This window comes from Streptomyces sp. BI87, from assembly GCF_025957665.1.
GTDB classification, from domain to species: domain Bacteria; phylum Actinomycetota; class Actinomycetes; order Streptomycetales; family Streptomycetaceae; genus Streptomyces; species Streptomyces albidoflavus.
Genome location: NZ_CP110079.1, coordinates 2674942 through 2697626 on the forward strand (window position 1 = coordinate 2674942; position 22685 = coordinate 2697626).

The window sequence follows — 22685 nt, forward strand, 5'->3', positions numbered from 1 at the left end:
ACATCCGCCCGCACACAACCACACTGGATCTCTGCCGTCCCACACCAGGGCGGCGCTCTTCGGAAGGAAGCCGGGACCTCTTGAACAGCAGCAAGCACACGGAGCTGGCGAACCACGCCTGGTCCGTCGCCGATCTCCTGCGCGGTGACTATCGGCAGTCCGACTACGGCAAGGTCATCCTGCCGTTCACCGTGCTGCGCCGCCTGGAATGCGTCTTGGAGCCGACACGCGAGAAGGTCGCCGAGACCGTCACCAGGTTCGCGGGCCAGGAGATCGACACCGACCACTTCCTGCGCAAGGCCGCGGGCCACTCCTTCTACAACAAGAGCGACCTCACCCTCAAGAAGATCGCGGCCGACCCGCAGAACGCGGCGAAGAACCTCCAGATCTACGTGGGGGCCTTCTCCGACAACGCCCGCGAGGTCTTGGACAAGTACGAGTTCAACCAGCAGGTCAGGAAGCTCGACAGCGCGAATCTGCTCTACCAGGTCATCGGCAGGTTCACCGACCTCGACCTGCATCCCGACGTCGTGCCCAACCACAACATGGGTTACATCTTCGAGGAGCTGATCCGCCGCTTCGCCGAGCAGTCCAACGAGACCGCGGGTGAGCACTTCACCCCGCGCGAGGTCATCAAGCTGATGGTCAACCTGCTGGTGGCACCCGACGCGGACGGCCTCAGCCTGCCCGGTGTCGTCCGTACGGTCATGGACCCGGCCTGCGGCACGGGCGGCATGCTCAGCGCCGCCGACGACCACATCAAGGCGCTCAACCCGGACGCGACGGTCGAGGTGTACGGGCAGGAGCTCAACCCTGAATCCTGGGCGATCTGCCGCTCCGACCTCATGATCAAGGGCCAGGACCCGGAGAACATCCGCTTCGGCAACTCATTCTCCGACGACGGCCACGCCCGCCGCGCGTTCGACTACATCCTCGCCAACCCGCCGTTCGGCGTCGAGTGGAAGAAGGTCAGGGAGGACGTCGAGTACGAGTACAAGTCACTCGGGGACGCCGGCCGCTTCGGTGCCGGCCTGCCACGCATCAACGACGGCTCGCTGCTCTTCCTCCAGCACATGATCTCGAAGATGAAGCCGGTGGACATCAACGGCGGGGGCGGCTCCCGCGTCGCCATCGTCTTCAACGGCTCCCCGCTCTTCACCGGCGCGGCCGAGTCCGGCGAGTCCAACATCCGCCGCTGGATCCTGGAGAACGACTGGCTGGAGGCGGTCGTCGCCCTCCCGGACCAGCTCTTCTACAACACCGGCATCTCGACGTACTTCTGGATCCTCACCAACCGCAAGGACGCCGACCACAAGGGCAAGGTCGTCCTGCTGGACGCGCGCGACCAGTGGGTGAAGATGCGCAAGTCGCTCGGCGACAAGCGCAAGGAACTGGGCGACGGGACCAACGGCCGCCCCGACCACATCGGCGACATCACCCGGCTGTACGCGGAGGCCCTCCAGGTCGCCGAGGACCCCCAGCACCCCCTGCACGGCAAGGTCAAGATCTTCGCCAACGAGGACTTCGGCTACCAGCGCATCACCGTCGAACGGCCGCTGAAGCTCCGCTTCGAGGTGACGGAGGAGACGCTGGCCGCGCTGGCCGAGGCCAAGCCGGTGGCGAAACTGGAGCGGAGCGAGGAGTTCGTCTCGGCGGTACGCACCCTGCTCGGCTCGTCCTGGACGACGAAGTCCGAGGCGTTCATCGCCCTCAAGGACGCGGTGGTCGCGGCCGGCCTGACCTGGCCGTCGGGAGCCCCGTTCGCGAAGGCGGTACGGGAGTCGATCGGCGTCCGGGACCCCGAGGGCGAGGTCCAGAAGATCAAGGGCGGCCCGGAGCCGGACTCGGACCTGCGGGACTTTGAGAACGTCCCGCTCGGCGAGGACGTCGAGGACTACCTCAAGCGCGAGGTGTTGCCCCACGTCCCGGACGCCTGGATCGACCACACGAAGACGAAGATCGGCTACGAGATCCCGTTCACCCGGCATTTCTACGTGTACACGCCGCCGAGGCCGCTGGCGGAAATCGACGCGGAGTTGAAGTCGCTGGAGGCGGAGATCCAGGGGCTTTTGGGCGAGGTGACGAAATGACGGAAATGGTGCCGCTGCGCCGAGTGACACGCATGGCCTACGGAGACTCGCTGGCGTCGGAAACAAGAATCGATGGCGACTACCCAGTGGTGGGCTCCGGAGGGATTTCCGGCAGCCACCATGCCCGCAATTTTGAAGCGCCAGGCATTGTGGTGGGGAGGAAGGGAAGTTTTGGGTCTGTCCACTGGGTGCATACCGGTGGCTTCGCGATCGATACAGCTTACTACATCGATGAACGCCTCACCTCGTCGAACCTCCGATGGCTCTACTACGTGCTACAAGCTGTCGATCTTCGCGGCTCCTCGCAGGATGTGGGAGTGCCCGGTTTGTCACGCGAGGCAGCCTACGGGGTTCCGGTTCCCGCCCCGCCTGCTATGGAGGAGCAGCACCGCATCGCCGACTTCCTTGATGCCGAGACCGCTCGCATCGACCATCTGGCCTTGAAGCGCCGCCAGATGCGCAATTTGCTGCGCCTTAAACGGGAACGGGTCATTGAGTCAATGCTGGGCCTTGAGCGCGCGCAGACGAGTGGCGCCCTGGTGCCTTTGAAGTACCTGGTGGCCGAGGTGACTGTAGGCATCGTGATCACTCCGGCCAAGTGGTACGTGGAAACCGGCGGGACTCCAGCACTGCGGGGCCTGAACGTCAAGCCCGGATCCATTCACACTGGCGATCTCGTGCAGATCAGCCCTGTGGGACACGCCGAGAACCGGAAGTCGCGGCTCAGCACCGGCGACGTCGTCGTCGTACGCACGGGCCAAGCAGGTGCAGCAGCCGTGGTTCCAGCAGAGCTGAACGGAGCGAACTGCATCGACCTCATCGTGGTGCGCCCCGGAAATAAGATCTCGCCTAAGTACCTGGAATACGTCTTGAACTCGGCCTATGCGATCGCACGCGTCGAGGAGCACTCCGTCGGCAGCATCCAGGCGCATTTCAACGTGGGCGCCATGAGGCAAATCCCCATCCCCTCGATCGCTCGCGAAGAACAGGACGATATTGTCCGTCTACTTGACACCAAGGTCGGCACTCTCGACCTGCTGTATCGCAGACTGCATCACCAGGAACAGCTCCTCACCGAACGCCGCCAGGCCCTCATCACCGCCGCCGTAACCGGCCAGTTCGACGTATCCACCGCCAGCGGACGCAACGTAACGGACGGAGTCACCCCGTAGCCATGAGCCCCATTCACACGGAGTCCGCCTTCGGTGATGCCATCGTCGCCGCCATGGTCGAGCGCGGTTGGCGTGAGGCCCGTCCGCAGGACTATCAGGCCGATCTCGGTCTGGACACCCACGAGTTGTTCACGTTCATCGGGGAGACCCAGCCCGACGAGTGGAACGACCTGCTGACCGTCTACGGCGGTGACCCGAACGAGGCACAGCGCGGGTTCGCCGGCCGCCTCGACCAGGCGATCGCCACCAACGGGCTCCTCGATGTCCTCCGCAACGGCGTCAAGGACCGGGGAGTCCTCCTCCGCGTCGCGTACTTCAAGCCGAACCTCGTCGCTCACGACTCCGTGCTGGACGGGTACCGGGCCAACCGCCTCACCGTCGTCCGCGAGCTGGAGTACGCGACCAAGCAGGCCGACTGGGGCAACCGGCTCGACCTCGTCCTCTTCCTCAACGGAATCCCCGTCGCCACAGCAGAGTTGAAGAACCCGCTGACCAAGCAGGGGGTGGAACAGGCCAAGGAGCAGTACCGCACCGACCGCGACCCCACGGAGCTGATCTTCACGCGCCGCGTCGCCGCGAACTTCGCCATCGACCCGGACCTGGTCTTCGTCGCCACCCAGCTCAGGGGCAAGAACACCCGCTTCCTGCCGTTCAACACCGGGTCCAACGGCCCCGGCCAGCCCGGCGGGGCCGGCAACCCGGCCCCCAGCGCCTACGGCACGTACGCGACCTCCTACCTCTGGGAGCAGGTCTGGCAGCCGGACAACTGGCTGGACCTGTTGCAGCGGTTCGTGCACCTGCAGAAGAGCAAGACGCCCGGCGGCGGCACCACCAAGAAGATGATCTTCCCCAGGTTCCACCAGTGGGACGTGGTCAAGAAGCTCACCGCGCATGCCGCGACCCACGGCGCCGGCCACGACTACCTGGTCATGGCCTCGGCCGGCTCTGGCAAGTCGAACACCATCGGCTGGCTCGCACACCGCCTCAGCGACCTGCACACCTCGACGGACCCGCGCGCACTGGACCCGGAGGCCCTCGCCAAGGGCCTCAAGCCCGGCGTACCGGTCTTCGACAAGGTCATCGTCATCACCGACCGTCGCAACCTGGACGCACAGCTCCGGGAGACGGTCGGCAATTTCGAGCAGACCGCAGGTCTCGTCGTGAAGATCGACGAGAGGAACGGCGCGAAGGGCGAACAGCTCGCCAAGGCCCTCTCCCGCGACGCCGGGAAGATCGTCACCGTCACGCTGCGCTCCTTCCCAGCACTGCTCGACTACCTCCAGCGCAACCCCACCGAGATCCAGGGCAGCCGCTTCGCGATCATCGTGGACGAGGCACACTCCTCACAGTCCGGTGACGCCGCCACCGCCGTACGGTCAGCCCTGCGCGACCTCGGCCTGGACTCCGACTCGGACGACGCTGGTGCGACCACGGTCAAGGCGCCGGCCGGCACGTCCCTCGACGAGCAGTTGACGAAGAGGGCCGAGCAGCGTTCCCGCGCCGCGAACCTCTCCTACTTCGCGTTCACCGCCACCCCGAAGGCCAAGACGCTCGAGCTCTTCGGCACGCTCCAGGACATCGACGGCAAGGCCGCCTACCGCCCCTTCCACACGTACTCCATGCGGCAGGCGATCGAGGAAGGGTTCATCCTCGACCCGCTGCGGAACTACGTCACGTACAACACGTACTGGAAGCTGGTGAACCAGAATCCGGACGAGCGGGAGGTCGACCCGTCGAAGGCGAACAGCCTGCTCGCCCGGTACGCGCTCACCCACGACTCGACGGTGGCCCAGCATGCCCAGGTGATCGTGGAGCACTTCGTGGCGCACACCCGGGGCCGTCTCGGCGGCCGGGCCAAGTCCATGGTGGTGACCGCTTCCCGGCAGTCCGCTGTGGAGATGGCGCGCGCGATCAAGAGCTACCTCAAGGACCGGAGCTACGACACCAAGTATCCCGACCTGGGCGTCCTCGTCGCGTTCTCCGGCTCGCTCACCCTCGACGGTGAGGAGACCACTGAGCCCAAGGAGAATGGCGGGCTGTCGGAGAGCGCGTTGCCGAAGGCGTTCGCGTACACGCGCGCCGACGACAAGGCCGCCCGGGCGGGCGGCGCCGGACAGCGCGAGTACCGCATCCTGGTGGTGGCGGAGAAGTACCAGACCGGCTTCGACCAGCCGCTGCTGACGACGATGTACGTCAACAAGTCACTCACCGGCATCTCCGCCGTCCAGACCTTGTCCCGGCTGAACCGGACGGCCGAGCGCAAGGCCCAGGCGGACCTGGCGGTCCTGGACTTCGTCAACGACGCCACCGACATACAGGACTCCTTCCGCCCGTACTTCGAGGAGGCGAACACCCTCCCCTCCGACCCCAACCTGCTCTACACCGCCCAGAGCCTGGTCATGCAGGCGGCGATCCTGTCCGGGCAGGAGATGGACGACTTCGCCGCCGCGTACTTCGCCGCCAAGGAGAAGGCCGCGGGCTCCCAGGCCAAGTGGGAGAAGCTGCACGCCGAGCTGTACCGGCTGCTCTCCCCTGCCGTCGCCCGCTTCACGCTCCTGCTCGAAAGCGAGGACACGGACGACCAGGAGGCCGCGGAGAGCTTCCGTGCCGCCCTCAACGACTACGTCAGGAAGTACGGCTTCCTCGCGCAGATCGTCCCCTACCAGGATGCCGATCTGGAGCGGCTGCACCTCTATGGCCGCTACCTCCTCAGCCGACTGCCTCGCCGGGCGGATGGCGGGGTGGACATCGGCGAGATCGATCTCAGCCACATGCGGGTGGAGAAGACCGGCGAGTACGACGTCTCCCTCACCTCCGAGGGGCCGACGATGATGCCGGGCTTCGGCGATGGCTCTGGCGGTGCCAAGGAAGCGGAGAAGTCGCTGCTCTCCCAGCTGATCGACAAGTTCAACGAACGCTTCGGCACCGAGTTCACCGAGCAGGACGTCATCCGCCCGTTCGAGGAGGCCAAGGCCGACCCGAAGGTGCGGGCGGCGGCCGTCGTCAATGACGAGGAGAACTTCGGCCTCGTCTTCGACAACGTCTTCGCGGACAAGATGGCCGACCACATCGACACCATCGCCGGCATGGGCCGTCAGTACTTCGGCCCCGACAAGGGCTTCAAGTCCAGTCTGGACCGCAGCGCTCGCAAGGCCGCATGGCGGATGATCCGCCGCGAGGAGGGTCTGGACGACGAGCTGTGACGGGGACCCGCCCCGGCAGGAGGGGCCAGCCGGGGCGGGTCCCCGTACCGACTGCGCGTACTGCCGCATTTCCGCACACCAGACGGTGTGCGACGCACATCGCCCTCTCGTGAGGTGCGACGGATGAGGGGGAACGGTGAGCCACACCGGGAACGAGACCGAGATCGAGGGGACGCGGCTCCAGAAGGCCGTCGAGCGGATCGCCATCACACCGCGGGCAGCTGCTGAGCTCGTGGACGGATACCGAGTGTCCTTCAAGGCCAAGTCCGGGCGGAAGCCCGGGAGTCCGGAGGACAGACGCCGGATAGCGGACAAGGTGATCGCCCGCTACTCCCGCCTCGCGGCGGCCACCGGCGCGGTCACCGCGGCCCCGAGTGTGATTCCGGGCGTCGGGACGGCGGTCGCGGTCCTCGCCGGTGGGGGCGCTGATACCGCCGTGGCGCTCAAGCTCCAGATCGACATGTGCATGTGCCTGGTCGAGGTGTACGAGACCGACCTGAGCGACGAGGACAAGAAGCACCTGGCCTTCGTGCTCGCCCTGGCGGGTTCGGTGGAGCAGATGGCGTCGAAGGGCGGCAAGGCCGCGGTCATGAAGATCGCCGAGAAGCTGGTCTACCAGTACCTGACAGGGCCGGCCCTGGTCACGATCAAGCAGTTGTTCAAGCGAGTTTCGATCACCTTCACTCAGAAGGCGACGGCCAAGGCGGTCCCCGCCGGCGTCGGCGTCGTCTTCAGCAGCTCGACCAACTACGTCCTGACGACGATGGTGGGCAAGGTCGCCGTCGCCGTCCTGGCCAAAGAGGTGAAGTAGCGGCGCCCGGTCCAGCGGTCGCGGTCGCCCCATCCGCGCCGTGATCGCTGGACGACGGATCGACGCTACGGCCAAACTTGGCCACTCACCCTGGCTGTTCATCACCCACACCGGAGGCAAGGTGCCGCAGGAGGCGATCTCCGACCGTTACGAACTTCTGGAGGAGCTGAGTCACGGCGGTATGGGCGACGTGTGGCGCGGCTACGACGCCGTGCTCGACCGGCCCGTCGCCGTGAAGCTCATCCGGCAGGCGTCGGTCACCTCCCCGCAACTGGCCGAGGAGTTCGCCAAGCGCTTCCGCCGCGAGGCCCGCATCACCGCCCGCATCCAGCACCCCGGCGTGCCGCAGGTGTACGACGCGGTGCTCGACGACTCGTACGAACGGCTGTTCCTGGTGATGGAGCTGGTCGACGGCGTACCCCTGTCCGCCTGTCTGAGCCCCGGCCGACCACTGCCGGTCAGCTGGGCGGTCGCCGTCGCCGCGCAGATCGCGACTGTCCTGTCGTACGCGCACGACGTCCCGGTGATCCACCGCGACCTCAAGCCCGGCAACATCCTCGTCGCACGCGATGGCACCGTGAAGGTGCTCGACTTCGGCATCGCCGCGATCCTGCGCACTGACGTCACCAAACTGACCGCCACCGGCAGTCCCATCGGCACGCACCAGTACATGGCACCCGAGCAGGCCCGCGGTGGCCGCATCACCCCGCAGACCGACCTGTACGCGCTGGGCTGTGTGCTGCACGAACTCCTGAGCGGCAGAGTGGCGTTCGAGGCAGAGAGCGAGTACCTGCTGATGTACCAGCACGTCAACGCCGCTCCCACCCCGCTGCGACAGTTGCGGCCGGAGGTCCCCGAAGCGCTGGAGGAGCTGGTCCTGCACCTGCTCCGCAAGGCGCCCGAGGCACGGCCGGCCGACACCCAGGAGGTGTACGCACGGTTGCTTCCGTTCCTCCCGCCTCCCGGCGAGGAGTCCGGCACAACCGATGCGGGACCGGTCGACACACCCGACCCGACGAGCGTGTTCCGTCGCCCTTTCGCACCCCGTGCCCGCGCCCAGGCGCCCGCACCTGATGACTTGCCGCCCACAGCCGTCCTCCCGGGAACGGGGCCGGTACCCGTTCCCGCACACCTTCGCGAGTCCATCAAGGAGGCGTACGCCCACTCCGACGACCTCTTGGAAGAGGACCGGTTCGCTCAGGCAGCCGAGGTGCTCAGCGAGATCATCGAACCCGCGGCTCGCGCCCTCGGCTCCGAGAGCAAGGCCGTTCTGGCGCTGCGCCGTCGGCGTGCGGCAATCCGTCTCCTCGGCGGCGACTACCGGGCAGCCCTGCCCGAGTTCGAGGCCCTCGCCGAAGCCTACGCCCGCATTTCCGGACCCACCGGCGAGCAGTCCCGCGCCTGCCGCGCCCAGGCGGCCCGGTGCCGCGCCGAACTGGGCCAGGTCACTGAGGCGCTCGCCGCGCTCCAGGGCGTGCTGAACGTCGTGCGGACCGTCGACAGCGACGTGAGCGAGGAAGCGGTCGAGCTGCGGCACAACATCGGGATGCTGCTGCTCGCCCAAGGCCGAGCCGCCGAAGCCCGGCAGGTCCTCGACCCGCTCCATCAGGACATGTGCATGGTGTTCGGCCCCGACGACGAGATGACCGTCGAGATTGCGACGGCACTGGCCCTGATCCGTCTGGACCTCGACGGCGACGCTGCGGGGTGACCCGCACATTTCCTGAGACAAGCGCCTTCGCCCCCATGGCGACCTGGCGACCTGCTCCTCTACCTCGGCTTCGCCCGGTGATCCGCTTCGTCGCCCTCGGCACGATGGGGACCATACAGGCGCCCATCACCTCACCATCGGGCCAGGCGACCGCTTTCCGGGCGCCGGGCAGGTGACCCCCTCGCCCGCGCACCCCAACCCGCTACACTGACGGCGGTGCGCCAGCCCTGTGGCGCACCGCCGGATCAGTGGACCGATGTGCCCAGCTCGCGACTTTCACCGCAGCTCCTTGCACATCTTCTACAGATCCCCGCCTCCGTAGCTCAGGGGATAGAGCACCGCTCTCCTAAAGCGGGTGTCGCAGGTTCGAATCCTGCCGGGGGCACCAGGCGGAAGGCCCCGGACCGATCTTGGTCCGGGGCCTTCGGTGTTTCTGTGCGGTGCGGCAAGTCCAGACCTACCCCGTCCCCTCGATCAGCGTCACCCTGCTCCCCTCCGGGTCGTGGAGGGCGGCGAAGCGGACCGTCCCGCCGGCGCCTTCCTGCGGGGTGTTCGCCTCCAGCCCCCGCCTCGCCAGCTCCCCCAGCGCCCTGTCCAGGTCCGGGACACCGATGTTGATCAGGGTCGACCCGGCGTGCTCCGGCGAGTGGAAGAGCTGGAGCCAGGTGTCCGGGGTCAGCTGCCATTCCGCGAGGGAGGGCATGGGGTGGGTGTCGGCGGGGCGGCCGAGGAGGTGGGTGTACCAGGTGGTGGCGCGGGCGAGGTCCGTGACCGGGGCCACGGCGAGGAGGGTGGTGACGTGGAGCGGGGCGCCGGCGGTGGTGGTGTTCATGGAGGTGATGGGTACCGGGGTGCCATGCCGGCCAAACAGCTGCACGACGCCGGAGTGCCCCGCCGCCGCCCGGGGCGGGCAGGGGCGGGGCACGGACGGTGGAGTGCGGAGGGTGACCCCCTACGAAGCCACCCACCCATGCACCCTGGCCAGCTCAGTCACCCGGGTCCGGATGCGCTTGATCTGGTCGGCGGTGAGGGTGTCGTCGGTGTCGAGGAGGAGGTCGGTGAGTTCGGTGCGGAGTTCGGCGACGGTGAGGGTGTCGGCCTCGTCCTGGTCGTCGTACTCGTCGAGTTCGGTGTCGGGCTCGTCCACGCCGGGGTTGGTGATGCGGGGGGCGTCGGGGCCGCCGGAGGAGAAGCCGACGGCGGGGGTGGAGCGGCGGGGCGAGGAGCGGTAGACGAGGCGGATCTGGGAGGCCTTGGGGCCCTTCTCGCCCATCTCCTCGAAGAACTCGACCTCGCGGCCGCTCTGGTACAGGTACTTCTCGTCGACAAGGTCGTTGGCGTGCATGAAGACGTCCTCGCCGCCTTCGTTGGGCACGATGAACCCGTAGCCGCGCACCTCGTCGAAGCGCAGGATCTTCCCGGTCTTCAGCACAACACCACACCTCCGCTGTATCTCGCACGCTGCCGGTGAACCGTTTCCGGCGTGCTGTGCGTGGCCGTCCCCTGGGCGCGGCCGTACCCGTCTGCGCCGCGTCCGCCTCCGGCGGCGCGGCTTCACTCGGCCGGATGATACGCGTCCCGGTGCGGCCGGGGGGAGCCGCCGCGGGTTCCCGTGACACGGCCAGGACCGGCCGGGAGCGGGGGACGGTACAGTCGCGGGCGGCCTTCGGCCGAGGGTACCGGGACCGGGACGGGGTGGTGTGGGTGAGCAAGAAGCAGGTCCGCGAGATGTTCGAGCTGATGGGGCACGGGCAGCCGGTCGTGTTGACGAGCCCGATGGCGTCGGTGAAGAAGCTGGCCAAACTGGCGTGCACGGCGCAGCTGTTCGGCTACGAGTACATCGACGTGCGGCAGGGCGGCGGGCGTAACACCGCGCTCCACCTGTACCTCGCACCCGATCCGAGCCCCGCGGCGCGGCAGCGTGCGGCGGCCAACTGGCAGCAGTACCCGCAGGCGGGCAACGACGGGCCGCTGCCGCCCTATCCCTCGGACATGTTCGAACTGCTCAAGGCCCGCATCAACTTCGACCTGACCGGCCGGCTGACGGAGACCAACCGGCTCGTGATGGCCGGGCTCGCGCTCACGGTCGCCGCCGGCCTCATGCCCCTGCGGGACGTGCCGACCGCCTTCGCGGTGGGCTTCTGGGTGGTGACGATGGGGGCGCTCGGCGTCGCGGTCATGGTGCAGCGGCAGCGGAACGCGAAGTTCGCGGCGTACCTGGAGGGTTACGGCTTCCAGCGGGTCACCGACCAGGAGGGCCGCGCCCGCTATCTGCCGCCGGGGGCGCAGACCGGCTGGGGCGCGCCGGTGCAGCAGCCCGGCCCGTACGCCCAGCCGCAGCAGCCCCAGCCCGCGCCGTACGGCTATCCGCAGCCGGGCCAGCCCCAGCAGCCCGCGCCCTACGGCTACCCGCACCACCCCCAGCAGCCGCAGCCGGGCCCGTACGGCTACCCCCAGCAGGGACAGCCGCAGCCCCCGCAGCCCGGCCAGTGGCAGCAGCCCGGCCCCTACGGGCAGCCGCCGAAGCAGTAGGCGGAGCCTTTCGGCGTCCTGCGGCCCCTTTTGAGGCTCTTTCGGCATGAGCCGGAACCCCTGGCCCGCCCGCGTTCCGCCTGCCAGCATCGGTGCATGAGCAAGCACTTGGGCCCAGGAGCCGGCCCCTCCCACGTCGACCCTTCCCGGATACGACCCCGGCGGGGGGTGCTCGCGGGGGTGTGGGTGGCCGCGGGGCTGCTGCTGCTCGGCGCGGTCGCCGGGTTCGTGCTGACGCTCGTGTCGGCCGTCGACGCGATCGACCGCGACCAGGCGTTCCGCAGCGGCGGCAGTGCCCGGGTGGAGGTGACGGCCGGCGGCGAGCCGGCGGTGTACGGACAGGCGCCGGTGCCGGAGGGGGCCGAGTGCACGCTGGACGGGCCCGGCGAGGCGAAGTTCAGCCCTTACGGGGCCAGGTACACCGTGAAGCTCAACCGGACGACCTGGGTGCGGCTCCTCAGGATCGAGGCCGACACCCCGGGCACCTACACCCTGCGCTGCACCGACCCGGCCGGCTCCGCCACCTTCGCGCCGGGTGACGGCGCGGGGCTGGGTGCCCTCGCCAACACGCTGCTGCTCCGTTCCGCGCTGCCCGGCCTCGCGGGGCTCGCGCTGGCCGGTGTCGCCATCGCCCTCATCGTCAAGCGCTCCCGTCACCGCAACCGCCTGGCCGCCGAGGCGCTGGGCCGCTCGGGTCCGCCCCCGCACGGGAACGGCTCTTCCTACGGTCCTGGTGGCCCCGCCGGTCCCCAGCACGACCCGTGGCAGTCACCGCCCGGGGCGCCGCGCAAGGAGTGAAGGAGTAACCGCCGCCCGCCCCGCTCAGGCCGACCGCGCCACCCCGTCCCCCTCCCCCACGTCGTCCCCCGCCGCCAGCGCCGCCGCCCGGGCCAGTTCGTCCAGGGAGAGCCCCAGCGTGGTGGCGAGGGCGGCGACCGTGAAGAAGGCCGGGGTCGGGGCGCGGCCTGTCTCGATCTTGCGGAGGGTTTCGGCGGAGACGCCGGCGGCTGCCGCGACGTCGACCATGCTGCGGTCGCCGCGGGCCCGGCGGATGAGGGCGCCGAAGTGTTCGCCGCGGGAGCGTTCCCAGGGGGTCAGAGCTGTTCGCACCATGACCGTGATACTAATACCGGTATAGAAATTGGATGCGCCGGGGAGGCGGCATGCCGTCCTCCGGCGCGCCCGCGTGCCCGGGGACCGGAGTGAGGCGGGACGAGGCCATGGTGGAGATCAAGACCGACGGTGAGCTGGACGCGATGCGGGAGGCAGGCCGCGTCGTGGCTCAGGCGCTGGCCGCCGTCGAGGAGGCGGCACTGCCCGGTGTCTCGCTGCGCGAGCTGGACGAGGTGGCCCGGGGCGTGCTGGCCGGGGCCGGGGCGACCTCGCCGTTCCTCGGGTACCAGCCGGGGTTCGCGCCGGTCCCCTTCCCCGCCGTCATCTGCGCCTCGGTCAACGACGCGGTGCAGCACGGCATCCCGAGCGACTACCGCCTCCGGGACGGCGATCTGCTGAGCGTCGACTGCGGGGCCCGGCTGGACGGCTGGACCGGGGACTCCGCCACCACCTTCTCCGTCGGCACCCCCCGCCCCGAGGACGCCCGCCTGGTCGCCGACACCCGGGCCGCCCTGGAGGCGGGCATCGCGGCGGCCACCGTGGGCCACCGGATCGGCGACATCTCGCACGCGGTCGGCTCGGCCGCCCGGCGCGGCGGTTACGGGGTCCCGGAGGACTTCGGCGGGCACGGCATCGGGCGGAGCATGCACGAGGACCCGCACATCCCCAACCGGGGCCGGCCGGGACGCGGGTTCAAGCTCCGCCCCGGCCTCGCCCTCGCCATCGAGCCGATGTTCCTCGCCGGCGGCGCGGACGCCTGCTGGACCGGCGAGGACGGCTGGACCATGTACACCGCCGACGGCAGCCGCGCCGCACACATCGAGCACACCATCGCCGTGACGGAGTCGGGCCCGCGCCTGCTCACCGTCCTGTAGGCCCCCCGGCCCCCTGGCCCCCGGCCCCCTGCCTCAGCGCAGCTCCTCCGGGCAGGCCGTCCCGCGCGGGATCTCGTACGGGGCCGCGATGCGGTACGTGCCGGCCTTCGGGGCGACCAGTTCGGTCCAGGTGGCGCCGGTGGCGTCGGGGTCGGTGGGGGCGAGGCAGCCGTGGCGGTTGGCGTACTCCTTGGGCCGGTCGGGGTCGGTCTCGGTGCGGGCGAGGGAGGCGACGGTCTCCTCGGGGGCCCGCAGGGTGGAGCCCTCGGCGTCGACCAGGCCGAGCCACGGCGAGTACGGGAGGCGGACCAGGACGCGGCCGGGGCGGAGCACGTCGAGGGTGATGGCGCCCTGTTCGGCGCGGCGGACCAGGGCGGGTGGGTCGGCGATGGGGGTGGGGTTCTCGACGGCGTAGAGGCGCCAGTTGGCGTCGCTCCAGATCAGGTCGAGGTAGGGCATGCCGCGTTCGATGAGGGCGCGTTCGCGTTCGCCGCCGTCGCCGTCCAGACTGCCGTGGGGCAGGACGACGTGGTGGACGGCCCAGCGGTCGAGCCAAGCGCGGTAGGTGGCGGCGTTGAGGGAGCCGTCGTAGAAGAGGGGGTTCCGGTCGACGTCGGCCTGGCGGTTCCAGCCGCGGGCGAGGTTGACGTACGGGGCGAGGGCGGAGGCCTCGCGGTGGCTGCGGGAGGGGACGACCTCGACGCGGCCCTGGTCGGCGCCGGCCTGGTCGAGGTGGCTGACGAGGGGGGCCAGTTCGCGGTTCCAGGAGGCGATGGGGGTGGTGTTGACGACGTCGTCGACGGACTTGACGCCGATCCACCCGGTGAAGAGGACCAGGGAGGCGACGAGGGCGTACCACTTGCGGCTGGCGCGGACGGTGAAGGGGAGGGCCGCCGCCAGCACGACGCCCGCGAAGAGCATCGGGAGGCGGGTGACGTTGGAGCCGATCTGCGAGTGGACCGCCCAGACCAGCAGCACGGCGAGGGCGTAGACGCCGCTGGTGAGGCGGACCGTCACCCAGTGCCGGGGCACCAGGACGCAGACCAGCACACCGAAGACGAAGGGGAGCGCCGCCGAGCCCAGCGACATCGGCTGGGTGCCGGAGAAGGGGAAGAGCCAGGTGGAGACGGCGACGACGGCGACCGGGGCGAGCCCGAGGGCGTAGGCGGCGGGGCGTCGGCGGCTGACGAAGAGGGCGGCGGCGACGAAGCCGACGAAGAGCCCGGCCACCGGTGACCCGGCGGTGGCGAGCCCGGCGAGGACGGCGGCGACGGCACCCTTGGTCCAGCGGCGGTGGCGCCAGCGGTGCGGCCAGCAGAAGAAGGCGGCGACGGCGGCAAGGCCGAACATCATGCCGAGGCCGAAGGTGACCCGGCCGGAGACGGCGTTGCAGAGCAGCCCGTACACACCCGCGAACGCGGGAAGCAGGGCGCGCCGCAGCGCCCCCGGCCCGCTCCCGGGCCTCGGCACCGCGCCGCTGCGGATCAGCAGCAGGGTGAGCAGCGCCGCCGAGACGGTGCCGACCAGCATCATCGTGGTGCGTACGCCCAGGACGTGCATGAGGTAGGGCGAGACGACGCTGTACGAGACGGGGTGCATCCCGCCGTACCAGGCGAGGTTGTACGCCGAACCGGGGTTGCGCCCGACGAACTCGGCCCACGCGTCCTGCGCCGCGAGATCGCCCCCGCTGTTCGCGAAGGTGAAGAACCACAGGACGTGGAGGGCGGCGGCGAGGGCGGTGGTGAGGGTGACCGGGTGGAGGAGCAGACGGCGGGCCCGGGGCTCGGCGGCGGGCGCGGGCGGTATGCCCTCGGGCGGCGCGGGCGCGTGAGGCTCGGCGTGCCCGGTCTCGGCGGTGGTCACTGGCGGCTCTCCCCGTTCGTCCCCGGCCGGTGAGGCGCGGGTGCCGTGCAGCGCCGCCACGTCCGATTTGGTCCCGATGCCCGGGACGCTAACACGGCTCCGGCGGCGCTCCCCCGGGTGGGGCGGCGCCGCCGGAGCGGGTCGTGCGGCCGGGCTCAGCCGATGCGCTGGAGCTTGGCGCCGAAGGAGGGTTCGGCCAGGTCGCTCTGGAGGGCGACGGGCACCTCGACGGCGTCCCCGGTGCCGTCGCCGACGCTGAGCACGCCGACCTTGGTCCCCGCCTCCGCCTCGTGCGGCAGGGCCTTGCCGCCGTCGTCCAGGGCCAGCTTCACGGTCAGGCCGGGCCAGCCGACGGCCGGCACGTCCTTGGTCGCGACGACCGGCGTGGTGGAGCCGAGCCCGTCGTCGACGTGGCCGACGACGTCGCCCTTCCTCACCACCGGCTTGGAGGTCAGCAGCTCCTGGGTGCGCAGGATCAGGTCCTTGGAGCGGGCGGTGGCGGTGTCCAGGATGGGCGGCGCGTGCTGGCCGAAGACGGCGCCGATGATCAGCTGCTTCTCACCGTCGACCACCTTCTCGGCGGCGAAGAGGAGGTTGCCGCCGGCCTTGGTGGTGGAGCCGGTCTTGATGCCGACGACGCCGTACATCGGGACGAGGAAGTTGTAGTTCTTCTCCGTCTGGCCCGAGGTGGTCGACTCGTAGTTGGGCAGCCGCACGACCGAGCTGAACGTCTCGAACTCCATGACGGCCTTGCCGAGCTTCACCTGGTCCTCGGCGGAGGAGACGGTGGTCTCCTTGAGACCGCTGGGGTCGGTGTAGGTGGTGTTCTCCATGCCCAGCTCGTCGGCGTACTTGTTCATCTTCTCGACGAAGGCCGCCTCGTCGCCGTCGCTGTCCCAACGGGCCAGCTGGCGGGCGATGTTGTTGGCCGAGGGCAGCATGATCGCCTCGATGGCCTCCTTGACGGAGATCTTCTGGCCCTCGGTGACCTTGACGGTCGACTCCTGGCCGGCGTTCTCGTAGTCCCGCTGGGCCTTGGCGTCGATGGTCAGCATCTCGCCCTCGGTGCCCTTCTTGACCGGGTGCTCGCGCAGGATCGTGTACGCCGTCATGACCTTGGCGACCGAGCCGATCGGGATCGGCTTCTGCTCCCCGTACGAGCCGAGCGAGCCGATGCCGTCGACGGTGACCGTCGCCTGGCCCTCGGTCGGCCACGGCATGGCCGGCTCCTCGCCCTTGAAGGTGTACGTCTCCTCGGCGGTCAGCGCGAGCGTGCCCTCGGGCAGCGGGCGCACCGACTGGACCACCGCGAAGACGATGAGCAGCAGGATGACCAGCGGCGTCCAGATCTTCACCCGGCGCACGGCGGTGCGCAGCGGCGTCTCCGGCGGCGGCGGGGTGTTGGTCAGCTCGGCGAGCAGGTCCAGCGGCGGCAGCGGCTGCTGGGTGGTGCGCTCGGCGGTGGGCAGCGCGGCCGTCTCGTCGGCGGGCGCGGCGGGCGCCGGCACGGCGGCCTTGGCCCGCGGCGCCTCCTCCTCGGCCTCCGCCGGCTTCGGCTCGGCGGGCTTCGGCTTGACCGCCGCGGGCCCGTCCAGCCCGCGCAACGGCACGAACTTGCTGGTCCGCTCGGCCTCCGACTCACCCCCGGCGCCCTTCTCGGGCTCGTCCTCGGCCTCGGGCTTGGGCTTGGCGTCGCCGACCTTCAGCATGGTCGTCGGCTGGTCGACCTCGGGCCCGGACTTCGGCGCCCGGAACACGGCGGTCGGCTGGTCGACCCCCTCGCGCTTCCCGACCTTCCGGAGCTTCACCCCGGTGGACACGACAGCGGCGTCCTCCCCGTCCGCCGCCTCCTCGTCCCCACCGTCGGCCTTCTTCGCCCCGTCCTCCGGCTTCCCGCCCTGCGCGGGCACCTGGCCGTCCCCGGCATCCTTCTTTACGCCGGGTCCGCCCGCACCGTCCGACTCCCCGCCCGCCGTCGCCGAGGACTCCTCCCCATCGGCCTCCGATTCGGCAGGCTTGTCTCCGGCGGCAGCCTTGGCCGGCTTCGGTGCGTCGTCATCGTCGGCGTCGTCCGAACCGTCCGCTACCGCTTCCGCTTCGGCCTCCGGCGCAGACTCCGGCTCGCGCTCGGGCTCACTGCCGCCCGCCTCGCGCGCCGCGGGCACCTTGGTGCCACCCGCACCCCGTACGGGCTCCTGGGGCGCCTCTGAAGCGCCCTCAGCCTCTTCCTCGCCCTCGCCGGCGGCCTCGTCGGCGCCGGCGGCGGCGGAATCCGCCTCAGCCTCGCCCGGCTTGCCCTTTTCGTCAGCTTCGTCGGCCTCGTCGGTGGCCACCCAGGCCGCGACGGCGTCCCGCAGCCGGCCGTCGGTGCCGGCCCCGGTGTCGCTCGCGCCGGACGCGGCGCCGGCCTCGTCGTCGCCGGCCTTGTCGTCGTCGGCCTTGTCGTCGCCGGCCTCGGCGCCATCCTCGCCGGCCTTGCCGTCGGCCTCGTCGCGCCCGGCGGAACCGTCAGCCTCGCCCCCGGCGTCCTCACCCTTCGCGGAGCCGCCCGCCTCCCCGGCCGTACCGGCGCCCTCCGCACCGGAGCCGGACTCGTCCCCGGCGTCGCGAGCCTCCCCCGCGGCGTCGGCCTCGCCCTTGGCGTCGCCTGCGGCATCAGCCTTGCCCGCGTCCTCGGCGTCGGCGTCGGCCTCGGCAGGCTCCCCGCCTTCATCCTCGTCGCCGTCGGCGCCCGCGTCCGTCCTCAGGACGGTCGTGGCGTGGTCGACGGGGTCCGGTGTCTCGCGGGCGACCGCGATCCGGGGGTCACGGTCGTCCGTGGCCGGGTCCGGAGCGTCGGTGGCCGGGGCCTCGGGCTCCCCCGCCGCCTTCTTCTGCTCCGACCTGTCGGGGATCTCGCCCGCCACCGATGCCTCCTCGATAAGCCGTCCGTCGTGCCGGACGACGTCGTGTCCGAACCATGTACCAGTGTCCTGTGTGACCCACGGGCCCTCTTGCCAGACGAGAACGACATACCTACTGGTTCCCGCACATAGCGCCCACGTGCTCTCGACAGACCAATGTGAGAGGGGTCACCCTGTCACTCATCCACGCGGGGAGGCATGGATGGGCAGGAGCCGCAGAACGATTCCGGAGGAGCTTCTGCTGCTCGCTCTGGACCCGGCCACGGGTACCACAGCGCAGCCGCAGTCGCTCGACCTCGGTCTGGCCGGAGCACAGCTAGTGGAGCTGGCGCTGGCCGGACGTATAGCCCCGGACGGGGATCGTATCGCCGTGGTCGTACCACGGCCGACCGGAGATCCGACACTGGACTCCGCACTGGAGTTGCTGCGCAGACGCGGCGCGCCGGTGCGGGCCGTGCACTGGATCGGCGGGCCCCGGCTGGGGCTGCGCCAGACCTATCTCTCGCATCTGGAACGGTGCGGCATGGTGCATGCCGTCGAGGGCCAGATGTGCGGGGTGCTGCCGACGACGCGCTACCAGGCGACGGAGTCGGCGGTCAGCCGGGAGATCAGAGCCCGGCTGGACAACGCGATCCGCACCGGCGTCCCGCCGGACCCGCGGACCGCGGCGCTCGCCGCGCTGGCCCACGCGGTCGGTCTCGGCAAGCACCTGTACCCGGGGAACGAGGGGCGCTCCTCGCGCTCCCGCCTCCGGGACCTCATCAGGCACGACCCGATGGGCGGACTCGTGGCGCACGCCGTGATGGACGTCCAGAACGGCGCGGCGACCCCGCCGCGGCGCGGGGGTGCCCCGGCGGTGCGCCCGGCCCACGGGCCACGCACCCCGGAACCGGCGGCCGGCCCCGGGCACCACGCCCCGGTCCAGCCGCACCGCTCGACGATGGCCCGCGCCGCGGCCCACTGAGAGCGACAGCGCACCGAGCACCGAGCACCACAACCGAAGAGCAGGACCCCAGTGCGCCGTACCGCCACGCCGCCGCCCGGCCCCGCCGGGCGGCGGCCCCTGAACCGGTCCGGGAGCCGCGAGGTGGCCGCGCGGGGTGGCGGGAGGACGTCCGGACGACGCCTCCGACCGTCACCCCGCGCGGCCGTGCGCGCGCGGGGGCCGGAGCGTACCGGCCGACCGGCGGCCGGACACGCTGGGCCACCGTACGGATACGGCATCGGCCATTTCCCAGCGCTGGCCGGGCCGTTGGTGGCACTCTGCTGAACAGCAGATAAGCAGAACCCGCCAGGCCCTGCCCCGCAGGGCCCGCAGCCGGAGGTGCACGTATCCGTGGCGTCCAGTGTCAATCCCACCGTCAGGCGGCGCCGCCTGGGTCAGGAGCTGCGCAGGCTCCGCGAGCTCAAGGGCATGACCGCCGAGCAGGTCGCCGAACGCCTCCTGGTCTCGCAGTCGAAGATCAGCCGCCTGGAGAACGGCCGCCGCTCGATCAGCCAGCGTGACGTGCGCGATCTCTGCGGCGTCTACGAGGTCGAGGACCACCGCATCGTCGACTCGCTGATGCAGATGGCCAAGGACTCGCGGCAGCAGGGCTGGTGGCACAGTTTCGGCGACATCCCGTACAGCGTCTACATCGGGCTGGAGACCGACGCGGCCTCGCTGCGCGCCTACGACCCGCAGGTGGTGCCGGGCCTGCTCCAGACGCAGCCGTACGCCCAGGCGCTGATCCAGGGCGCCATTCCGGAGATCAGCCCGGCCGACGCGGAGAAGCGCGTCCAGGTGCGGATGCGCCGCCAGGACCGGGTCTCCTCGGAGGAGAACCCGCTGCGGCTGTGGACGGTGATGGACGAGGCGGCGCTGCACCGGGCGGTGGGTACGCCGGAGATCATGAAGCAGCAGCTGGAACATCTCGTGCGGATGTCGGAGCTGCCGCACGTGACCGTCCAGGTCATTCCGTTCACCAACGGGGCCCATCCGGGACTCAACGGCCAATACGCGATTCTGGAGTTCCCCGACTCGACCGATTCCAGCGTGGTCTACATCGAAGGCGTCACCAGCGATCTCTATCTGGAGAAGTCGAACGACGTGCAGAAGTACAGCGTCATGTACGAACATCTGCGGGCACAGGCGCTGAACCCGGAGGACTCACGCGACTACATCGCGAAGATGGCCCGCGAGCACGGCGGCTGACCGCCGAACTCCGCTCCTCCGCGCTGTTTTCGCCCCCGTTTCCGGGCCGTTTACCGCACGCCGTCCGGCAGATACGCGTCTGCCGGGCGGCGTCGGCGTGTTCGCGGGTGTCGTCGCAGGCGGGGGCGGGTGCGGGGCGGGTCTTCGGAGTGGCCGGAATTACCCTGTCGGCAGAAACCCGGGTTTATTCCGCGGTATCGCTCAAATGCGCGTACCCGCGAAGTGTGCGCACGGACGATACACGTTCCTTCACCCCCCACGGAGGTGAACCGGGTAATTTGCCTTCAGTCGGGTGACTGGCTTCCGCTCCGGACGATGTTGGCGAGTAGCGTCAACGATGTCATCGGGACCGGTGACACTCCCCGGCCCGTACGGCCGGCGGAACTGCACATCCACCGCCTGAACCGGAGCAATCATGGCTATTCACCAGGGTGCGACCACCGACTGGACCAAGTCCTCCTACTCCACCGGAAACGGCGCCTGCGTCGAGGTGAAGTCCCCCGTCGTGGCGTCCATCGCCGTGCGTGACTCGAAGGTCGCCCAGGGCCCGGCGATCGGCTTCGCCGCGAACTCCTGGAACGCCTTCGTCGCCGGGGTCGGCCGGGGGAACTTCGACCTCGTGTGACCCCACCGCCCGCGTGCGGCACCTACGGCCCTCTCGACTGGATCGCCGTCCCGGCCGAGGGGGCTTTCCCCTGTCCCGGCCCGGAACCCCGCGCCCGTCACGCCCGCGGGTACCGGGCGAGCCAGCCGGGCGAGGCGCCCCCTGGCCCGTGCAGGGCGGCGCCGTGGGTCATCTCCAGCGCGAAGTCGTCGGCCAGCTCCAGCACGGTCGCCCGCCCCTCCAGCTCGGCCAGCCAGGCGGGCGGCAGGGCCGTCTCGCCGTGCAGCGCGCCGAGCAGACCGCCGCAGACCGCGCCGACCGCCGGCGAGGGCCCGCCGTGGCGCACCGCGAGCCGCAGCCCCTGGGAGACGTCCTCGCAGACCAGGGCCGCGTACAGGGCGGCGGCCAGAACCCCTTCCGCTCCGCCGCCCCCGGCCAGCTCCTCGACCAGGGCGGGGTCGGGCGGCCCCTGCCGCACCCCGTGGACGGCGGCGCGCAGCGCCTCGCCGACCTCCTCACCACCGGGCTGCTCGGCGGCGAGGGCCAGCACCCGGCCGGTGGCGGCCTCCAGGGGTTCGCCGCGGGCCGCGCCGTGCACCAGCAGGGCGTACGCCCCGGCCGCGAGGCGGGCCGCCGGGTGCCCGTGGCTCTGCGCGGCGCATTCCAGGGCCAGTTGGAGGACGAGCCCCGGCTCCCAGCCGACCAGCAGCCCGAACGGCGCCGACCGGGTCAGCGCCCCAGGCCCGCGCTCGCCCGGATTCCGTACGGCTTCCAGCGTTCCCATCCCCCGGTCCCCGAACCCGGAGAGGCAACTGCGCTCCGGCCCGCGCCGGCTGTACAGCCACTCCTGCCGCGCCAGCCAGCCGTCGCCGGTACGCCGTTCGTCGGGGCCCCAGTCGGACTGGGTGGCGGCCCAGCGGCGGTAGGCGAGGTGGACGTCGGTCGGCGGGTGCCAGGCTCCGGTGTCGCGGCGGACCTGGGCGCGGATCAGGCCGTCGACGGTGAAGAGGCTGAGCTGCGTGTGGGCGGTGACCGCGCCCCGTCGCCCGTACGCCTCCCCGGGCCCGGCCGGCCCCTCGTCGCCGCACGCCTCCCGTACCGCGCGGGCGCCGAGCCCGGCGAGCGGTGCCCCGAGGGCGTCGCCGAGCGCCGCGCCGAGCAGCGTCCCGCGCACCCGGCTCCGGAAGTCCTGCTGCTCCGCCCGCCCCCAGACGGTCCCGACAGCCGTGCCCACGGCATCCCTCCCGTCCAGCGTCCTGCCGTTCCGCTTACGCCTCGTCCCGCACTGTAATTGACCGGAGGTGAGCGGGCGGGGGCGAAAGCGGTATGTGAACGGTCGTCCTGGTGGCGGGGTTTGAGGGGGTGGGGGCGGGTCTGGGTCCCTCACACCGCCAGCTGGTACCGCCGCACGCGGCCCAGCAGCAGACAGGCGGCCCCGCCCACTCCCCGGCCACCATCAGGGCGTCCGCCCGCGACCGGCCGGGAGCACCTCCTCCACGCTGGACAACTCGCCCCTGTGCGGCCCGGAGGAGACGACGAAGCCGGAGTCCCGCAGGCCGAGGAGCTGGGTCCCGCGAACGGGCCGCCCCCACACGGGTTCGGCCTGCGGGTTCA

General features: G+C 70.8%; 17 protein-coding genes and 1 tRNA gene. 12 read left to right on the top strand and 6 right to left on the bottom strand.

Going from position 1 to position 22685, the window contains the following annotated elements; genetic code table 11:
• The first annotated feature begins 80 nt into the window (after positions 1-80).
• The 6 genes from OIM89_RS11525 (at position 81) to OIM89_RS11550 (ending at position 9375) form a co-directional block, all read left to right on the top strand.
• On the top strand, positions 81-2090 hold the full coding sequence (locus OIM89_RS11525) for a type I restriction-modification system subunit M (protein ID WP_151168406.1): 2010 nt from the start codon (positions 81-83) through the stop codon (positions 2088-2090).
• The gene (locus tag OIM89_RS11530; RefSeq protein WP_264491231.1) at positions 2087-3262 is read left to right on the top strand and encodes a restriction endonuclease subunit S; all 1176 of its coding nucleotides are present in this window, start codon (positions 2087-2089) and stop codon (positions 3260-3262) included. Before OIM89_RS11525 ends, OIM89_RS11530 begins: the two co-directional genes overlap by 4 nt.
• A gap of 2 nt (positions 3263-3264) precedes the next feature.
• Positions 3265-6465 carry a type I restriction endonuclease subunit R gene (locus OIM89_RS11535; RefSeq protein WP_264491232.1) on the top strand — a complete coding sequence of 1067 codons (3201 nt, stop codon included), beginning with the start codon at positions 3265-3267 and terminating at the stop codon, positions 6463-6465.
• 136 nt (positions 6466-6601) lie between these two features.
• Positions 6602-7276 carry a hypothetical protein gene (locus OIM89_RS11540; protein ID WP_037665376.1) on the top strand — a complete coding sequence of 225 codons (675 nt, stop codon included), beginning with the start codon at positions 6602-6604 and terminating at the stop codon, positions 7274-7276.
• A gap of 121 nt (positions 7277-7397) precedes the next feature.
• Positions 7398-8987 carry a serine/threonine-protein kinase gene (locus tag OIM89_RS11545; RefSeq protein WP_030697844.1) on the top strand — a complete coding sequence of 530 codons (1590 nt, stop codon included), beginning with the start codon at positions 7398-7400 and terminating at the stop codon, positions 8985-8987.
• Positions 8988-9299: 312 nt separating this feature from the next.
• Positions 9300-9375: transfer RNA gene (locus tag OIM89_RS11550), tRNA-Arg, on the top strand.
• Between the two features lie 69 nt (positions 9376-9444).
• Here the strand turns inward: OIM89_RS11550 and OIM89_RS11555 are convergent.
• Both OIM89_RS11555 and OIM89_RS11560 read right to left on the bottom strand, forming a co-directional pair.
• Complete coding sequence (locus tag OIM89_RS11555) at positions 9445-9819, bottom strand: VOC family protein (RefSeq protein ID WP_264491233.1); 375 nt, start codon at positions 9817-9819, stop codon at positions 9445-9447.
• Positions 9820-9939: 120 nt separating this feature from the next.
• Positions 9940-10419 (bottom strand): cold-shock protein, encoded by a 480-nt coding sequence (locus tag OIM89_RS11560; protein WP_030697846.1) that lies wholly within the window; start codon positions 10417-10419, stop codon positions 9940-9942.
• Positions 10420-10685: 266 nt separating this feature from the next.
• Between OIM89_RS11560 and OIM89_RS11565 the strand changes: the two genes are divergently transcribed.
• Both OIM89_RS11565 and OIM89_RS11570 read left to right on the top strand, forming a co-directional pair.
• On the top strand, positions 10686-11519 hold the full coding sequence (locus OIM89_RS11565; protein WP_175457413.1) for a hypothetical protein: 834 nt from the start codon (positions 10686-10688) through the stop codon (positions 11517-11519).
• Positions 11520-11615: 96 nt separating this feature from the next.
• On the top strand, positions 11616-12317 hold the full coding sequence (locus tag OIM89_RS11570; RefSeq protein ID WP_257380552.1) for a hypothetical protein: 702 nt from the start codon (positions 11616-11618) through the stop codon (positions 12315-12317).
• Between the two features lie 24 nt (positions 12318-12341).
• Here the strand turns inward: OIM89_RS11570 and OIM89_RS11575 are convergent, their stop codons facing one another.
• Complete coding sequence (locus OIM89_RS11575) at positions 12342-12632, bottom strand: helix-turn-helix domain-containing protein (RefSeq protein WP_030697849.1); 291 nt, start codon at positions 12630-12632, stop codon at positions 12342-12344.
• 107 nt (positions 12633-12739) lie between these two features.
• Here OIM89_RS11575 and map point away from each other — a divergent pair, with 107 nt between their 5' ends.
• Positions 12740-13507 carry a type I methionyl aminopeptidase gene (map, locus tag OIM89_RS11580; RefSeq protein ID WP_151168412.1) on the top strand — a complete coding sequence of 256 codons (768 nt, stop codon included), beginning with the start codon at positions 12740-12742 and terminating at the stop codon, positions 13505-13507.
• 33 nt (positions 13508-13540) lie between these two features.
• On the opposite strand, the gene OIM89_RS11585 is transcribed toward map, so the two are convergent.
• Positions 13541-15370, bottom strand: coding sequence for an MFS transporter (locus OIM89_RS11585; RefSeq protein WP_264491234.1), 1830 nt, complete (start codon positions 15368-15370; stop codon positions 13541-13543).
• A 155-nt stretch (positions 15371-15525) separates the two neighbouring features.
• The gene (locus tag OIM89_RS11590) at positions 15526-18276 is read right to left on the bottom strand and encodes a serine hydrolase (protein ID WP_247860388.1); all 2751 of its coding nucleotides are present in this window, start codon (positions 18274-18276) and stop codon (positions 15526-15528) included.
• Positions 18277-18475: 199 nt separating this feature from the next.
• Here OIM89_RS11590 and OIM89_RS11595 point away from each other — a divergent pair, with 199 nt between their 5' ends.
• The 3 genes from OIM89_RS11595 (at position 18476) to OIM89_RS11605 (ending at position 21092) form a co-directional block, all read left to right on the top strand.
• Positions 18476-19237: a GOLPH3/VPS74 family protein gene (locus OIM89_RS11595; RefSeq protein ID WP_008404303.1), complete on the top strand. Its 762-nt coding sequence runs from the start codon at positions 18476-18478 to the stop codon at positions 19235-19237.
• Positions 19238-19609: 372 nt separating this feature from the next.
• A complete protein-coding gene (locus OIM89_RS11600; RefSeq protein ID WP_030697853.1) occupies positions 19610-20467 on the top strand; it encodes a helix-turn-helix domain-containing protein in 858 nt (285 codons plus the stop codon).
• Positions 20468-20882: 415 nt separating this feature from the next.
• Positions 20883-21092 (top strand): DUF397 domain-containing protein, encoded by a 210-nt coding sequence (locus OIM89_RS11605; RefSeq protein WP_030697854.1) that lies wholly within the window; start codon positions 20883-20885, stop codon positions 21090-21092.
• A 97-nt stretch (positions 21093-21189) separates the two neighbouring features.
• Here OIM89_RS11605 and OIM89_RS11610 read toward each other — a convergent pair whose 3' ends face one another.
• On the bottom strand, positions 21190-22305 hold the full coding sequence (locus tag OIM89_RS11610; protein ID WP_030697855.1) for an ADP-ribosylglycohydrolase family protein: 1116 nt from the start codon (positions 22303-22305) through the stop codon (positions 21190-21192).
• Positions 22306-22685: the final 380 nt, after the last annotated feature.

Excerpts from the sequence above, each read along its gene's own strand:
- OIM89_RS11535 (WP_264491232.1), top strand. The coding sequence starts at position 3,265 with ATGAGCCCCATTCACACGGAGTCCGCCTTCGGTGATGCCATCGTCGCC.
- OIM89_RS11570 (WP_257380552.1), top strand. The coding sequence starts at position 11,616 with ATGAGCAAGCACTTGGGCCCAGGAGCCGGCCCCTCCCACGTCGACCCT.
- OIM89_RS11595 (WP_008404303.1), top strand. The coding sequence starts at position 18,476 with ATGGGCAGGAGCCGCAGAACGATTCCGGAGGAGCTTCTGCTGCTCGCT.
- OIM89_RS11555 (WP_264491233.1), bottom strand. The coding sequence starts at position 9,819 with ATGAACACCACCACCGCCGGCGCCCCGCTCCACGTCACCACCCTCCTC.
- OIM89_RS11605 (WP_030697854.1), top strand. The coding sequence starts at position 20,883 with ATGGCTATTCACCAGGGTGCGACCACCGACTGGACCAAGTCCTCCTAC.
- map (WP_151168412.1), top strand. The coding sequence starts at position 12,740 with ATGGTGGAGATCAAGACCGACGGTGAGCTGGACGCGATGCGGGAGGCA.
- OIM89_RS11575 (WP_030697849.1), bottom strand. The coding sequence starts at position 12,632 with ATGGTGCGAACAGCTCTGACCCCCTGGGAACGCTCCCGCGGCGAACAC.
- OIM89_RS11530 (WP_264491231.1), top strand. The coding sequence starts at position 2,087 with ATGACGGAAATGGTGCCGCTGCGCCGAGTGACACGCATGGCCTACGGA.